Here is a 15,025-nt window from a genome sequence, read left to right on the forward strand (position 1 = left end):
CACTAATGTTACTATTAGTATTACTATATATTGCCACCTTTATAAGGAATAAAAAAGCAGTTTTAATGTCCGTATGTAAAGCTATGATCACTGAACTATTCCACCGTTGTACCTCAACTCATTCCATAGCTGAATTGCACGCTAAGGACTGCAAAGCCTTAACGTGACAGTATTTCCAAAGGATATATCCATGTTCAAAAAGATAAAAACCAACGATTAATTGAACATTAAGCTATTTACACACTTTATAAACGTGAATATAGCTAGAAAACGTTGAATTTGTTAAGTTTTATCCTTTATTTATAAGTAAAGATTTCTGTACAAATATCTCTTAGCGTACAATAGAAGAGTTAATTTGGGTCCAAATCGCGCTTAAATGTACAATTTTCTAGAAATGTAATTATAACCCACACCCATTAACCTAAGAAAACAGATTAAACCCCAAAACAAAAAATGAGTCCGATGCCTCCGCATCGGACTCATTTCTCTAAACTTGATAGCTATATACCTGGAGGTATGCTTTTTTAGACAACAAAAGTACTCAAATAATATAGTGAAGCAAGGTCATCGCTTTAGAATATACTAGCACTTTAAATATTATTTATTTTTGTTATTCCTTCATTTTTTCTGCAACAGCAAGATTACGTAAGTAATCTAATAAAGGGCGCACTTCCTGTGGAGCTGTTACATCCGTAAATGAGAAGGACTTTTTCTTTTCACCATCTTCTATCCTAAGCTCGTAAGAAAAAGCATCCGCTCCTTGGATAGTAGCAATCTCCCCTTCACTTAATCTGAGGTTGAAAAGATTAGATTGCTTAATTAAATCTAGTAATTTTTCAGCTTTTTCCTTTGGTAATTCACCCGTATCTGTCTGAAAGGTTAGGTCAAAGTTAGCAATTCCTCCTATACAGCTAAATTGGATGTACATGTTAATTATTGAGCCTCCAATTCATGATAAACAACCCCATTAATAAGGGAGTCCAACAGTTTTAAAAGCAGATTCTACAGATTTGGCTGCTGTTTTAGGAACTTCTCCACTATCAACAAGTTTTTGTGCTGCTTTGATAACAATTTGTACAAATTGATTGAAATTTGCAGTTGCAAATAAGCTTTGAATTGCAGTATACCATATCAAGGCTGCTTTATCTGTTCCAATTTCCATGGATACAAGATAAAACACCTTATTTGGTATGCCACTATTAATATGGACACCGTGGTGATCACGATCTCCTTGATAATAGTTTTTCATATGATCAGGTTGCATATCCTTACCCATTAGTTTGTTGTCAAATGCAGTACCAGGTGCTTTCATTGAACGAAGGGCTTGTCCTTTTAGTGTTGGCCCCATTATATCAGCACCAATTAGCCAGTCTGCATCTTGTGCTGTTTGCTTTAAATACGCTTGTTTAATTGCAATACCAAATACATCCGAAATATGTTCATTCAAAGCTCCAGACTGGCCTTCATACTCTAACCCGTTAGTGAACTGAGTAATGCCATGTGTAAGTTCGTGCCCAATGACATCGAGTGAATTTGCAAAACTGGTAAAAATAATTCCATCGCCATCACCAAACACCATTTCATCACCGTCCCAATAGGCATTTTGGAAATTATGCCCATAGTGAACGTTCAGAATGAGATCCAAACCGTTGTCGTCAATAGAATTACGGTGGAACACATTCTTGAAATAGTCACGCACAATTCCAGCATAATCATACGCATGGTTAACCACAGTATCTCCACCTGATCGGTCTCCTTCTTTCCTAACCTCATTAACCCGAAGTTCTGTCCCTCCTTTACAATCGTATACATGGCGAGCAGATTCACCTCGTGGTCCTGCTCCTGCATCAGTTAAAGCAACAACACCATTAATATCATATTCCTTCAAGATTCTGCGTTTTCGAATGTGGTGACTTTTTGCTAAACTGATTCGTGCGGCTTCTACTTCGTTTTGAGCTAAATTCTCCAAAATATAGTTAGGTACAATAAAACATTGGCAATTTTTATGCGAACAACGTTTTGTATGCAAATTTAACACCCTTTCATGATAGTCATAAATAACTTCTCAATTATTCTGTGCTTATTGCATGAGGTTTAAACATTCTATTGAATGAATTCATTAGGGATGTAGATATATAATGCTAGTCTAAAAAGTGGACACGACAAACTGAGGTTTTTAGCATAATAAAGTGAAACTTCCATCAGTGGGGGTTTTCTTCATCCCCCACTGATGGAAAGCCCACCCAATCGGGGTCTTACTGCCCTAAAGTAGCGGGATAAACTTACTAAAAAGAACGAGATGTCCATAATGGCAAAAACATACGATAACGAGTTTAAACTATATGCAGTAAAGTTAGTGGTAGAAAAAGGAAGGAAAGGAGCGGAAGTAGTTTGGGAATTAGTATTATTTAACAATAGTGATTGGTTAGAAAATCATTTATGCTAGTATAGGAGAAAATAACATTTCTTTGGAAATAAACCTGTAGAGGTGTATATAATATGATGTCTTTTCTATCTGAATTTGTAATATGGTATCCAATTTGTATGTCTATTATTTGGATGATGGGTGCTATTATATTTTATATTTGTATAGAATCTAAGCAAATACTATCTCGAGATGAAACACCATTTGTTTCAATTTTAATACCTTGTTACAATGAAGAACATACAATTCGAGAAACGATAGATTATGTAATGAAACAAAAATATCCCCATTATGAAGTTATTGTGATAAATGATGGAAGTACAGATCAAACCGTTTCTATTGTGAAACAACTCATTGATAAATATCCGAATTTGCGCTGTATCAATGTGAAAAAAAATTTCGGAAAAGCCAATGCATTACATGCCGGATTATTAGCTTCTAAAGGAGATTTTTTAGTTTGTATAGATGCAGATGCGATATTAGATGTACATGCGTTACAATATATGATTCCACATTTTTCAACTGCTAATCAAGGAAACAATATAGGTGCAGTAACTGGAAATCCAAGAGTTAGAAATCGGAATAACTTATTAAGTAAAATCCAAATATCTGAATTTTCAAGTATAGTAGGCATGATTAAAAGAACACAAAGTATATATGGAAGTATAATGACAGTTTCGGGTGTCGTTGTTGCTTTTCGAAAACAAGCATTATTAGATTGTCAATTATGGGATCGAGATATTTTAACGGAAGATATTGCGGTGACATGGAAATTACAGAAAAAAGGTTGGCAAATTAAATATGAACCCCGCGCTATTTGTTGGATGTTAGTTCCTGAAACCCTATATGGATTGTGGAAACAAAGAGTTCGATGGGCACAAGGCGGTTTAGAAGTTTTAATCAAACATAGGGATATCTTTTTAAATTGGAAATATAAAAGTTTATATATCATTTATATAGAACAACTTGTAAGTATTGTATGGTCAATCGTATGGTTTCTCATGAGTGTCACTCTTTTCATAAATATTTCTTTTACATTTGATTTTTTGAAATTATTTACAGTATCATCAGGGATATTATCGATGATATGCGTGTTTCAATTTTTCATTGCGATCATGATAGATAAAAAATATGATGTGAATTTAATAAGAGAATATTTATGGGCTGCTTGGTATCCCATATGTTATTGGTATATTAATGTTTTTGTGATTTTAATGGCTATTATGAAAGTTTTAACAAAGCAGAAAGGAAAATTTGCAGTATGGGAAAGTCCAGACAGAGGTCTACAACAAACGAAATAATTGTATATGATTTGAATTTAACGAAAATGAAATTTTTACAATATAGCATATCCTTCTCTTTATGGTTGTATATTATAATGTTTGGTATTTTTATTATCATGATTTGTCTCAAATGGAATATGGAGTATACGGAATTCCTATTATTTTTATTGAATACAAACCCATCACATATTCGAATAATGATGTTTATTATTTTGGCATGGGGTATTCTCTCATTTTTTTTCATATTTCTGTGGAATACGTATAGGTCTTATAATTTTCAATCAAAAACAAAAAGACAGGTTTGGAATATGGAACAACATGCATATATGACATCTCGTTTTTTCAATTTGACGAAAGAAGAGAATATATATTTCCAAACGGAAACATATATAGAAATAGAATACCCATTGGATGCCTAACATATACTGCATGTTTCATGAAGTTGTATGGACCCAATTTTGTATCGCTTTCCAAGAAACATCATCAATTAATACTCTTTGAATAAAAAAAGGTAAACTATGTTGATTAACGATTCCTGGTGATAGAGTGAATAGTAAATCATATTTCTCAGATAATAATATGTTATCTGTCTGTGGTGTCCCATATCCATATGGATATGCAAAATATTTAGGTTCATACCCGAAATGATCATAAAAAACTTGTTTTGCTCGTTTGGAATCTGTAATAAATTTAGATATATTTTCACTTTTTAAAAAAGGTGGTTTCTCATCTTTTTCAATGTAATGTAACTGATGAGTATGTGTCCCCACTGTTACTAGATTTGATCGTGTCATTTCAAAAATTTGATCCCAGTTAATCATGGTTAATCCATTAAAATTTGGATTTCCTACTTCTCCTGTAATAATGAAAATTGTAAAAGGGATTTGTTGTTTTTTTAAAAAGGGATACGCATAACGATAAACGCTCTGATCAATGTCATCAAATGTAATCATCGCACATTTGGGAGGCATTTTTTTTTGTTGATTTATGTAATCATATAATTCTTTTGGTGTGATAAATTGAAATTGATGTTTTTGTAAAAATGCAATTTGCTTCATAAAATCATCTTTAAAAACAGAATACGTTGTTAATTCTGAGTTTCCACTTACTTTCGCAAGATATTTGATGATGGCATTACCGGGACGAATTCGATGGTAATTTAATATGATACACCCCTTTCCAGAAAGTTTTTTAACTTGTGTCAAGGGGTGTTCTTTTTCTCTTGTCATATAAGCATAAGTATATGTATATAAAATGATAAGCAGAAACATGCTAATCAATAGTTTTCTTTTCACACTATCCCTCATTTTATGTTGTGTATACAGTATGTTTAATATTTCCTTATGTCCAGGTATTTATGACAGCGAATAAAGTGAAACTTCCATCAGTGGAGAGTTTTTTCATCTCCCACTGATGGTTAGTTGAACCAATCGGGCTTTTACAGGCAGTTATCCCCCACCTATCTTCCTCGTTTCTCTCTGAATCTTGAGGTGGGGGTCTTACTGCCCGTTAATGCGGGATAAAGCAAATGTAATCACTTGACATGGAGCCTCTGTATACAAGATGTTCCCCTGAAAGCCGCGATTTGCAGGTTATCTAGCCTATCATGCACGCCTCTTCGTGTAAAACAGGTGCTTCGAACTGAAAAAAAGCGCTCAGCCTTATCAAACAGTAAAGTATCCAATCTTATTTAGTGGTTACATTTGATACCGTTATCTGTCTCTTCTAATTGTTTCTGTATATGATTCTTACCCCATTCACACATACAATCAAGTACAGGCGTTAAAGATTTTCCATACTCACTTAAAGAGTATTCTACTTTAGGAGGTACTTGATTATAAACCGTACGATTAATGATCCCATCTGCTTCTAATTCCCTTAATTGTTGGGTAAGCATCTTTTGTGTAATACTAGGCATCGCACGTTTAATCTCACTAGTCCTCTTTTTTCCATTTAATAAAATACATAATAATACTACTTTCCATTTACCACCTACAACATCAAGAGTTGCCTCTATAGGAAAATTGTATTTTTTCATAAAATTATCCCCCTTTACTTGTCAGAAAAAGAACCCTTAATTTCTTCACTAACTTTTTAACTTATACTAGAGCTACAATAGTTCTAAATCTAAAGCTTGCGAAAAAATGAATAAGTACTTCCTTTCCCCTTCTATAGGCACTTAAAAGTATCTATAGAACTTAAAAGTACCTATAGCACTTTTAAGTGCGTACTTTAAAGATTAATATATATACTACATAATATCAATATGATCAAAATATGAGATGTTATTGATATCATGTAGCATTACTTTTTTGAAAGGGGAAATATTTATGAAAACACTTGTAGTCATTGCGCATCCAAATATTGAAGAATCACGAGTGAATAAACGTTGGTTAGAGGAAATGAAAAAATATCCAGAAGACTTCACTGTACACGAAATATATAAACGTTACCCAGATTGGAACTTTGATCTTGAATATGAGCAAAATCTCTTATTAAAACATGATCGTTATATTTTCCAATTTCCATTTTACTGGTATAGTTCACCACCACTATTAAAAAAATGGTTTGACGATATTTTAACATATGGTTTTGCATACGGATCTAAAGGAGATAAGCTTCAAGGAAAAGAGTTCGGTTTAGCAATCTCCGCAGGCGTAATAGAGAAGGAATATCAAGCAGGTGAAGCAAATGAATATACATTAAGCGAATTATTAAAGCCCTATCAAGCTACATGCCTCTATACTGGTATGAAGTTCTTACCAACATTTGCTGTATATGGTGCTGAACACAATTTGACAGATGAAAAATTGGAAGAAAGCGCCAAAAATTACATACTTCACACGAAAAAAATATCTAATAATTAAAAATATTAATTATTTAACATCCTTTTAATTTTTAAGAATACTTCAGAGTTCCAAGTATAGGAACTCTTTTTTTGACCCAATATCAGTATAGATGGGATTAGGGACAAAATAATTTTTCCAAGGAAAGAAGACAAGAAAAAATTCATTGTTAATTTAAAAGAAGGTTTAATCAAAAACATTAATTAGGCTTGTATTTTGCAACAAACAAAAAGAAACCTAAACCCCTTCCATTGCCTAGAATAAGTTATTTCAGTTCATCTTTTTTATAAAGTGAAACTTTAATCAGTGGGGGGTTTCTTCATCCCCCACTGATTATCAGCCCTCGCCAATCGGGCGCATGCCAGCAGTTTATCTTCCACCTAACTTCTTAAGAAAAGCGGAAGTGGCTCGTTCAGAATGTGAGGGGGATGGAGCTTCTGACGTAGAGGGAGTTTTTTACCTCGTAGGAAGAAGCGAAGCCACCGAACATTCTAGCCACTGGAGCTGGACAATGCTTTTGCTGAATTTTGAGGTGGGAGTATTACTGCCCACGAATAGCGGGATAAACGGTTCAACTTTTTTCAAAACAGTACGACTTTCTTACAAACGGTGCATCATTGCTTCAAACCGATAGTTGGGTCAAGCATCCTTCTTAAACTCTCATTTTACGCCAAAACAAAAGAATCCATTTTGAAAAAAGATTGATCAAAACTCATGAACATGTCTATTACAAAAGTTTACTTACCCGTAATAGAATTAACCTATTCTTCAAACCAAAATAGAACTTCAATAGGTGCTTGCTAAAGTAATAACTTTATTGTAGAGAGCTACTCAAATATAAAATACCAGTATATCGCTATTTCGTCACTCAGCTGATTGATGCCTTTGTAGACATATTTGTCAAAGCCACCAATAAAGAAACCATAGCGTTCATAAAACTTACATGCACCTACATTGTTATTTTGTGTCTCTAACATAATCCCAGTCATTCGGTTATCTTGAGCCCAATCTTTGACCTTATCCATAAGTAGGCGGCCGATACCATGTCGCCGATATTTTTGATCTACTTTGATGTCTTCGATGTAAGCAAACTCATTCCAGTTTCGCCTTACTATAACCAAGCCGACAATATCATTTCCTTCAATCGCCAAGAATATCGCTTTATCTGGATGATCAATGTATTTTTGCAAGTCAAGTAGATTATCTGGATCCTCTGAATACTGTTTTTCATAAGGAAGGACTTTCTTCACCGTATACTGGATGGAATGCTCCGTTGCTGTTAAAAAAAGAATCGAATCTACTGTGAATCGATCATTGATGATAACAGAATAATCCAAGTCTTCTCCTGTGAATTTTTTAATAGTTACGCCCATTTTTTCATTCTCCTCATTATCTGATTCCAAATACCATTCATTAAGCGATGTGCAACAGGAACATTAATTTGATTTCATTTAACAATTTGGCCTGTTTGTTGAACATAAGAATCCTACATACCTACACAGTATTTTTGATCAAACTTTTTTACAAATTATTGTTCTTTATTATAAATTATCAAACTTTATTTCAAATTTACAACAGACGATTCAAGAGGTCCACTTAACACTAAACACATGAAAGTTAAAAATGTATCTAAAGGGGTATGTTTTCCCTGTACATTAAGGAACTGGTTATTTATTTTACTACCTTTCTATTTAAAATTTATGTTTGACTATGACGTAACGTCATAGTTTAAGATATAAAAAAAGGAGTGAGGAAAATGAATATAAAAGCATTACGTTCTGATAAAATTTATCAAAAGATTTTACAAGTTCCTCAAGAAGAAAAAGTTGAACTATACAGAGCGGAAATGATGGCACCATTTAAGAAAAAATGGGAGATACAACATATCCCTTTTAAAACAAATGTGCCTAACGGATTTGATGTTATCATGTTTAATAATGTGACAAATTTATCTCCTACTAAAGTCACAAATGAAATCAAGTCAGAATTAGAGTTAATTTCTTCGGATAGTTTTTGGTTAGAATGCAAAGATGCAGTTACCAATAGCTTACGGTTATTCACTAAACACGGAATCAAACTAACCGTGTCAGAATATCTTTTTACTATCCTTTTAGGAAACTCGGAAAGCCAAATACTGATGTTAAGCGAAGGTTACACTGGTGATGGTGGCATACCAGGGTATATCTTATGTACGCTAGTTCCTAATAATTATACGTTACCTCGTATTAAAGCGGCCTTAGCACATGAGTGTAATCATAACGTTAGATATCAATTTATTCAATGGAATAATAATATTACGCTGGGAGAAATGATAGTTAGCGAAGGATTAGCAGAAAACTTTGCTACATCAATCTATGGAGAAGAATTTCTAGGTCCATGGGTAAGCAAAACAAGTATGGAGATACTTAATAAGCGTATTAAACCTGTTATGAAAGAACAATTAAATCTTTGTGGTTTTGATAAAATTAGTCCCTATCTTTATGGGGATGAAATTGCAAAACTTCAACATTTTTCTCCTGTTAATATGCCCTATTGTGCTGGATATGCTTGTGGCTACTATCTGATAAAATACTATTTGAAAAAAACAGGAAAAACTATAATTGAAGCTACAATTACACCTGCTAATTTAATACTAGAAGAAGTAGAAGGATTTTGGAATGAAGAAACAATTATTAACCGTTAAAGATATTGTTCAGATAACAGGGATAACTCCAAGAACATTACGTTATTACGATAAAATAAATTTATTAAGGCCCAGTCGTAAATCAAAAAATGGTTATCGAGTATATGATAGAAATGATTTAGAAAATCTTCAAATGATTTTGTTTTTTAAGGAAATGGATTTAACTTTAAAAGAAATATCAGATATTATGCGACTTCCAAAACAAGAACAACATAAAATGTTAGAAATGCATTACCAAACTTTAATATTAAAGCAACAACGATTAGGAACAATTATTAATGCGTTGGAAGATTATATATCGGGTGGAGATATATTTAATTTAAATATTTTTAACAATTCAACAGTTCTACCATTACAAGAACAATATAATCGTGAAGCCAAAATACTATATGGTGAAACAGAGAAATACAAAGAATATGAGAAAAAACTAGAAAAACTCTCTGATGATGAAAAAACGAATTTATATTATAAATTTGCAAATAACATGGAGAAAGTATTTAAAAAATTAGCAACACATATTAGTGAATCCCCTTCATCCGATGAGGTTCAACAATTAATTGTTGAATGGAAAAGTTACCTAGAGCAATACATTGTTTGTGATACAGACATACTAGAATGTATTGCTAATACTTATAAATCCGATAATAGATTTAAAAATTACCTTAACCAATTCAGTGATGAAGATTTGAGTAAATTTCTTTATCAAGCAATTATGTGCTATTGTCAAAAATAGATGTACTGTTTACACAGTAAATAAAAAATAGAAGAAATGGAACAATGATTTATTCCAGAGAAGAAGATTAATATTTAAAAATAATGCGTCTGATAACTCTTGAATTAGTTGTAACAAAATACTGTGTCAAAAGTAATTTGTAATATTATTGATTTAATACTTTTTTGTTACAACTAAAACTATGAATTGAAAATAAAATACAGACTATGACCCAAAATTACATGTATCTCGGCTGATCCCCTATTTGGTAAATAAATTAGAATTTAATAATAGAAAAAATTTTTACCTATTCGTATATAAGAATTGACCTTTTTGATTACCGATAACAAAGATTATGGTAACTAAATTTTATAAGAATAACCCCTTACCATTTCAAAGGTAAGGGGTTATTCTACTGCTGTTGTTTAGCATAAATGAAGTTATTTCTTTCGTTTTATTTTAGAAACTCCAAATCCAATAGCAACACCAATCATTATACCAAGAGCAAGATTATTAATAAGTAGCCCAAAAGTTGTCCCCAAACACATTCCTATAGATATTCCAATTACCGTTTTTGCATCACTTTGTTTATTTTTATTCAAGAAGATATATTTCTTTTCTGCAGAATTATGAATTGTAAGTTTACATGACTTATTTATAGTATGGTAAAGATGAATAACAAATCATTAATTTAATTATATAACAAGATTTATTTATTTTGTTCATCTATGCTGGTTTATAAGGATTTTTAATTAAATGCTATTTAAAATCTACAGTTACAAAAGAATCTGGGCTTGAGGAGCTTAAAGACTTATTGACCTAAATCTAAACTTCTTTCGTTATATCATACTTTAACAATTGTCGATGGTCATAAAATTTTTCAAAAATAACACCCATTAAATAGAAAAATAATAAACCAAAACAAATGTGAATGAGTGTAAATTTAACTCCAAATGAAGCAAATTCATATACAATAACCGGTAATTTTGCAGTTGTCCAAACTCCTAAAAAAAATACAATGTACCGTATGCTTGCTCCTTTTTTTAATAAAAGTGCCGCAATTGGAAAAGCCACGTAAAGGGGGCCAGCTGCAATTCCTCCTAATAATAGGGAAAATAAGATGCCATAAATGCCAGATTTTTCCCCCATATATCTAATTAGCGTTTCTTTCTCCACCCATTTGTCAAGCAAACCTACGAATACTAAGACAGGAGGGAGTAGAAGCAACATATCTAAAATGCTTTTTCCTGTTAATTGAAATGCCTTCCATCCCACCGTTTGGTTTATAAGAGTTAGGATAATGAGACCAGATAGTAAAATAAAAAAGAAACGATACTTTCTTAATTCATTCATATCATCACCACCCAAATAATATATGAAAATATGAGAGACATTACCACTGCAGATGCATTGCGAGAATAAGCAAAACTTCGTCCAAATATTTTTTGTTCCATAGGTAAAGTTGTGATTCCTACTGACATTAATGTAGACATTAATGCAGCTACTTGAGGAAGACCCGCACCATTTTGGACTAATGTATGTCCAAGAGGAAATACAACGAAGCTTGGAAGTAGTGCAACAGAGCCAATTATTGTCGAATAAACAATACCTATCAATCCAGATTTTTCTCCAATGATTGAAGAAATGATTGATGGCGTTAATATAGATAGTGATAGTCCAACGAAAAGCATAATTGATAACATGTCAGGTATAATATTACGAAACATTTTCCATGACTTTAATAGAGCATCTTTTGTTTTATTTCGATCCTTTATAAAAGAAATACTGATAAGAATAATAGCGATAGCGTAAAGGATAACACCATTAATCATGATCAGACTCCTTCCATTCTTTATATTTGTTTAAGAAAAATGATAAATTCTTAATTTTTTCTTCAATATCTATTTGAAAATCTTTTAATTTTCTTTTTCCAACTGTAGTAATTTTGTACATCTTTATCGGCTTATCTTGATCAGTTGTATCCAGATAAGACTCAACAGCACCTTCTTTCTCTAATTTTTTTAGTGTGCGATATATGATGGCACTATCAATTGGATTGATGGGAAGCTCTTCTTCACATTTCTGCAGAAGTTTCCCTCCATAGCAATCTCCCTCTGTTAAAAACAGCAAAAGAAATGCACCTGTATGTCTCCCTGTATGTTTCATAAAATATACAACCTCCTAATTTAAATGTGAAAATTTTTTCGTTAACATAACATTAAAACCATTACTGTTAATAACATTATACTGTCATTAACAGTAATATGTTATTAACAGTATAAAATTAATATAATCTCATGTCAATTCTAAAATATACAACATGTTTTTTATCTTTGTGATAACATGAATTCAATTGCAAATATTACTGAAGAATTGATAAAGTCAACAGAAATGAATGCGATGTCTTCTATGGGGCTTGCCGCATGCCCATCAAGCTAACATTTTAAAGTGACCCCATAACGAAAATTTCATCTTTTCATAGGTGTCCATGGGAATTTAGTTCATTTTTTTCGTTTTGGGGAACAATTAATTTCTTAAGTTGATGGGCATGGGGTCACCATATCAAAAAAAGAAAATTGTACGTTAAGACACAATTTAGCCGGTTCCTTGTACGTTAAGGAACCGGCTACTTACTTTATTACTTTTTAATATAATTTTTTTTCGTAATGGTCTTAGATTATTAAAATTTGTTTTTTTCACTTAAGTTCCAAACATAATCACCTGTCAACGTAATATGTTCCCATCCAAGTGGAGATATATGTTGTAAATATTCTTCTGAAATGTCCACGCCTTTTGCACGTAAAGCATCTACTGCACGTGATATATATACCGTATTCCATAATACAATTGCTGAAATAAGAAGTTGCAAACCACTCGCTCTATGTAATTGGTCCTCATAAGAACGATCACGAATTTCCCCTAATCGATTAAAAAATACAGCTCGAGCAAGTGCATGCTTTGCTTCACCTTTATTTAAACCAACCTGTACACGTCTTCTAAGCTCAAGACTCTGCAACCATTATAATGTTATATAAAGTTCTTTCAATCCTTCCTATTTTACTTCTTTCAGGATATCAGATACATCACGATAACTTAAAGAAAAACGACAATAGTAGCCGACGGCTATTATTGTCGTTTTTCTTTAAAATACTCCTTATATCATTCTCCTCCGCACACTTTTTCTAAAGATTAGCTTAGTTTAGAGATCTTTGCAACAGAACCTTCTTAGTCCTCTTTCGGAAGGACAATTCTTTTATACAATTGAACTGTAATGAAGTAGTAAATCGCGTAAATGACTACGAACATAACAATCGGAACCCAAATACGGAAATACGGATCATGTAATATAAATCCAAACATATTCATACCAACTAAAACGTGAGCAATACCCACAATCGCTGGGAATAAGAACACTAAAAATAGCTCTTTATAAATAGATTTTGTTAATAGTTCGCGGCGAACACCGATTTTACGAAGCATCTGATAACGTGTAATATCTTTTGATGCACCAGATAAAATCTTAAACATTAAACAACTTGCCATCATCGCTAAGAAGGCAATTCCTAGGAAGAAGCCCATGAATACAGTTCCGCTTGTAAAACCGTAAAACTCAGTGTATATAGAATATTTACTTGTCAACTCGACTTCTGCTATTTTATATTTAGCTAATTGCAATTCGTCAATTTTTTTCAATTCTTTTTTATATGTTAACAAATCATTTGTTTTTCCAAGAAATGCAATGTTCTCTTTACCTTGCAAACCATCATACATTTTTTTATCTACAATTTTGATTGTTTGATCAGTGTATAGATAATGTGGTTGAATCTTTTTGAATGCGGTACGCCACTCCTCGGGAATCACATTATCAGATGTCTTCTTAATATCATTTAAAATAGCACCTACTGGTAATTCTCCAGAAACGCGTTTGATTTTACTGGCATCTGCCAGTCTTTTAGCATTTTTTGAATCTTGTACTAAAGGACGATTTTTCTCTAATTCATCTTTTATATAATACACATATTTATCGTCTGTTTTGTAATGATATTCATTTTTCTCTTGGAATGTCATACCATCTAATATTTTCTTTTCCTCTGTGCTTGGATTATGAATCGCTACATCATAAATCGCCAAAGTATCTACAGTGCGCATAACGTTATTTTTAAAGGCCATACCAGTTGAAATTGCACCTGCTCCAAGTGCAACTAACATCGCTATTGTCGCTAGTACTTTTGTTAAATTATTAATACGGAAGTTTAATTGCGCGAATGTAAAAGCATTAAGACCTTTTTCACTACGTTTTTTATTACTCTTTAGTTTTTTAATCATAAATGGAAGGGCGGATCCAAATAACATGTAAGTCCCTGATGTTATTGTAATTAATGCAATGATAACTCCCATTTCTTGTAACTTAGATATATTAATCATGGAATGATAACCAACGCCTAGTAAAATGATTGCAAAAACTGCAACTATTCCCGTGATTTTCCCTTTAACCACAGGACGTTCGGTTTGTGCATCTGCATGTACAAGTTGTAATACTGAAATACGTGATAATTTAATGCTATTCATAATGGCAGCTAACACAAATAGTGCACAGAAGAAAATACAAGTAACAGTTATTGATGGAACATAAAAGGCTTGATAACCACCTCCAGTAAACTCAAGTTGCTTCATAAGTAACTGTCCAACCCCTTGTGCAAGACCTACACCGACTGCAATTCCGATTACAAGGGACGCCGCACCTAACACTATGGTCTCAATAAACATAAGAAATGTAACCTTATGCTTCTTTGCTCCTAACATCATATACATACCAAATTCTTTTTGCCGAAGTGATAGTAAGAAAGAATTCGCATACAAAATGTAGAAGAATATGATGATCGCTAGTAGCACCGTACCAGCATGGAAGACGAATCCAATTTGACTAATAGTAGAATTTGCTTTAAGAAATGCTTCATTCTGCGCTAATGTTTGGAACATGTAAAAAATTGAAATTGACATAACGAGACCAACAAGTAAGACGATATAATCTTTTAGCTTACTTGTTAGTCCTGACATGGAAAGCTTAAATAACAT

Annotated in this window: 15 protein-coding genes and 2 pseudogenes; 5 read left to right on the top strand and 12 right to left on the bottom strand. The window is 32.5% G+C overall.

Annotated features, from left to right (window positions below; genetic code table 11):
• Positions 1-610: 610 nt before the first annotated feature.
• Together BM350_RS00365 and BM350_RS00370 are read right to left on the bottom strand one after the other, a co-directional pair.
• Positions 611-928 (bottom strand): protealysin inhibitor emfourin, encoded by a 318-nt coding sequence (locus BM350_RS00365; protein ID WP_090913317.1) that lies wholly within the window; start codon positions 926-928, stop codon positions 611-613.
• A gap of 39 nt (positions 929-967) precedes the next feature.
• Positions 968-2,029 (bottom strand): M4 family metallopeptidase, encoded by a 1,062-nt coding sequence (locus BM350_RS00370; protein WP_090913315.1) that lies wholly within the window; start codon positions 2,027-2,029, stop codon positions 968-970.
• A 279-nt stretch (positions 2,030-2,308) separates the two neighbouring features.
• Between BM350_RS00370 and BM350_RS26655 the strand changes: the two genes are divergently transcribed.
• Positions 2,309-2,446 (top strand): hypothetical protein, encoded by a 138-nt coding sequence (locus BM350_RS26655; protein ID WP_170857624.1) that lies wholly within the window; start codon positions 2,309-2,311, stop codon positions 2,444-2,446.
• 53 nt (positions 2,447-2,499) lie between these two features.
• Positions 2,500-3,726, top strand: coding sequence for a poly-beta-1,6-N-acetyl-D-glucosamine synthase (pgaC, locus tag BM350_RS00375; protein WP_090913313.1), 1,227 nt, complete (start codon positions 2,500-2,502; stop codon positions 3,724-3,726).
• Positions 3,727-4,142: 416 nt separating this feature from the next.
• Here the strand turns inward: pgaC and BM350_RS00385 are convergent, their stop codons facing one another.
• The gene (locus tag BM350_RS00385) at positions 4,143-5,003 is read right to left on the bottom strand and encodes a polysaccharide deacetylase family protein (protein ID WP_170857625.1); all 861 of its coding nucleotides are present in this window, start codon (positions 5,001-5,003) and stop codon (positions 4,143-4,145) included.
• 395 nt (positions 5,004-5,398) lie between these two features.
• Positions 5,399-5,746: a winged helix-turn-helix transcriptional regulator gene (locus BM350_RS00390; protein WP_090913307.1), complete on the bottom strand. Its 348-nt coding sequence runs from the start codon at positions 5,744-5,746 to the stop codon at positions 5,399-5,401.
• A gap of 292 nt (positions 5,747-6,038) precedes the next feature.
• Here BM350_RS00390 and BM350_RS00395 point away from each other — a divergent pair, with 292 nt between their 5' ends.
• A complete protein-coding gene (locus BM350_RS00395; protein WP_090913305.1) occupies positions 6,039-6,575 on the top strand; it encodes an NAD(P)H-dependent oxidoreductase in 537 nt (178 codons plus the stop codon).
• Positions 6,576-7,381: 806 nt separating this feature from the next.
• Here BM350_RS00395 and BM350_RS00400 read toward each other — a convergent pair.
• On the bottom strand, positions 7,382-7,927 hold the full coding sequence (locus BM350_RS00400) for a GNAT family N-acetyltransferase (RefSeq protein ID WP_090913303.1): 546 nt from the start codon (positions 7,925-7,927) through the stop codon (positions 7,382-7,384).
• 383 nt (positions 7,928-8,310) lie between these two features.
• On the opposite strand from BM350_RS00400, the gene BM350_RS00405 reads away from it, so the two are divergent.
• Together BM350_RS00405 and BM350_RS00410 are read left to right on the top strand one after the other, a co-directional pair.
• Positions 8,311-9,237, top strand: a complete 927-nt coding sequence (locus BM350_RS00405) for a DUF2268 domain-containing putative Zn-dependent protease (RefSeq protein ID WP_090913301.1) — start codon at positions 8,311-8,313, stop codon at positions 9,235-9,237.
• Entirely contained in the window at positions 9,212-9,970 is a 759-nt protein-coding gene (locus tag BM350_RS00410) for a MerR family transcriptional regulator (RefSeq protein WP_090913299.1), read from the top strand. Before BM350_RS00405 ends, BM350_RS00410 begins: the two co-directional genes overlap by 26 nt.
• A gap of 419 nt (positions 9,971-10,389) precedes the next feature.
• On the opposite strand, the gene BM350_RS26660 is transcribed toward BM350_RS00410, so the two are convergent.
• From BM350_RS26660 to BM350_RS00435, 7 genes and pseudogenes are all read right to left on the bottom strand, one after another.
• On the bottom strand, positions 10,390-10,551 hold the full coding sequence (locus BM350_RS26660; protein ID WP_170857626.1) for a glycine zipper domain-containing protein: 162 nt from the start codon (positions 10,549-10,551) through the stop codon (positions 10,390-10,392).
• A gap of 223 nt (positions 10,552-10,774) precedes the next feature.
• On the bottom strand, positions 10,775-11,302 hold the full coding sequence (locus tag BM350_RS00415) for a permease (RefSeq protein WP_139207598.1): 528 nt from the start codon (positions 11,300-11,302) through the stop codon (positions 10,775-10,777).
• On the bottom strand, positions 11,299-11,781 hold the full coding sequence (locus BM350_RS00420; protein WP_090913295.1) for a hypothetical protein: 483 nt from the start codon (positions 11,779-11,781) through the stop codon (positions 11,299-11,301). The genes BM350_RS00415 and BM350_RS00420 overlap by 4 nt, the downstream gene beginning before the upstream one ends.
• On the bottom strand, positions 11,774-12,115 hold the full coding sequence (locus BM350_RS00425) for a PadR family transcriptional regulator (protein ID WP_090913293.1): 342 nt from the start codon (positions 12,113-12,115) through the stop codon (positions 11,774-11,776). The genes BM350_RS00420 and BM350_RS00425 overlap by 8 nt, the downstream gene beginning before the upstream one ends.
• A 429-nt stretch (positions 12,116-12,544) precedes the next feature.
• Positions 12,545-13,008: pseudogene (locus BM350_RS00430) on the bottom strand (Tn3 family transposase); the annotation flags it as partial.
• A 2-nt stretch (positions 13,009-13,010) separates the two neighbouring features.
• Positions 13,011-13,079: pseudogene (locus tag BM350_RS25935) on the bottom strand (IS6 family transposase); the annotation flags it as partial.
• Positions 13,080-13,174: 95 nt separating this feature from the next.
• On the bottom strand, positions 13,175-15,025 hold the full coding sequence (locus BM350_RS00435) for an FtsX-like permease family protein (protein WP_090913290.1): 1,851 nt from the start codon (positions 15,023-15,025) through the stop codon (positions 13,175-13,177).

Source organism: Bacillus sp. 103mf (assembly GCF_900116295.1).
Taxonomy (GTDB): domain Bacteria; phylum Bacillota; class Bacilli; order Bacillales; family Bacillaceae_G; genus Bacillus_A; species Bacillus_A bruguierae.

Excerpts from the sequence above, each read along its gene's own strand:
- BM350_RS00405 (WP_090913301.1), top strand. The coding sequence starts at position 8,311 with ATGAATATAAAAGCATTACGTTCTGATAAAATTTATCAAAAGATTTTA.
- pgaC (WP_090913313.1), top strand. The coding sequence starts at position 2,500 with ATGATGTCTTTTCTATCTGAATTTGTAATATGGTATCCAATTTGTATG.
- BM350_RS00365 (WP_090913317.1), bottom strand. The coding sequence starts at position 928 with ATGTACATCCAATTTAGCTGTATAGGAGGAATTGCTAACTTTGACCTA.
- BM350_RS00395 (WP_090913305.1), top strand. The coding sequence starts at position 6,039 with ATGAAAACACTTGTAGTCATTGCGCATCCAAATATTGAAGAATCACGA.
- BM350_RS00420 (WP_090913295.1), bottom strand. The coding sequence starts at position 11,781 with ATGATTAATGGTGTTATCCTTTACGCTATCGCTATTATTCTTATCAGT.
- BM350_RS00400 (WP_090913303.1), bottom strand. The coding sequence starts at position 7,927 with ATGGGCGTAACTATTAAAAAATTCACAGGAGAAGACTTGGATTATTCT.
- BM350_RS00435 (WP_090913290.1), bottom strand. The coding sequence starts at position 15,025 with ATGTTATTTAAGCTTTCCATGTCAGGACTAACAAGTAAGCTAAAAGAT.
- BM350_RS00390 (WP_090913307.1), bottom strand. The coding sequence starts at position 5,746 with ATGAAAAAATACAATTTTCCTATAGAGGCAACTCTTGATGTTGTAGGT.
- BM350_RS00410 (WP_090913299.1), top strand. The coding sequence starts at position 9,212 with ATGAAGAAACAATTATTAACCGTTAAAGATATTGTTCAGATAACAGGG.
- BM350_RS26655 (WP_170857624.1), top strand. The coding sequence starts at position 2,309 with ATGGCAAAAACATACGATAACGAGTTTAAACTATATGCAGTAAAGTTA.
- BM350_RS00415 (WP_139207598.1), bottom strand. The coding sequence starts at position 11,302 with ATGAATGAATTAAGAAAGTATCGTTTCTTTTTTATTTTACTATCTGGT.
- BM350_RS00425 (WP_090913293.1), bottom strand. The coding sequence starts at position 12,115 with ATGAAACATACAGGGAGACATACAGGTGCATTTCTTTTGCTGTTTTTA.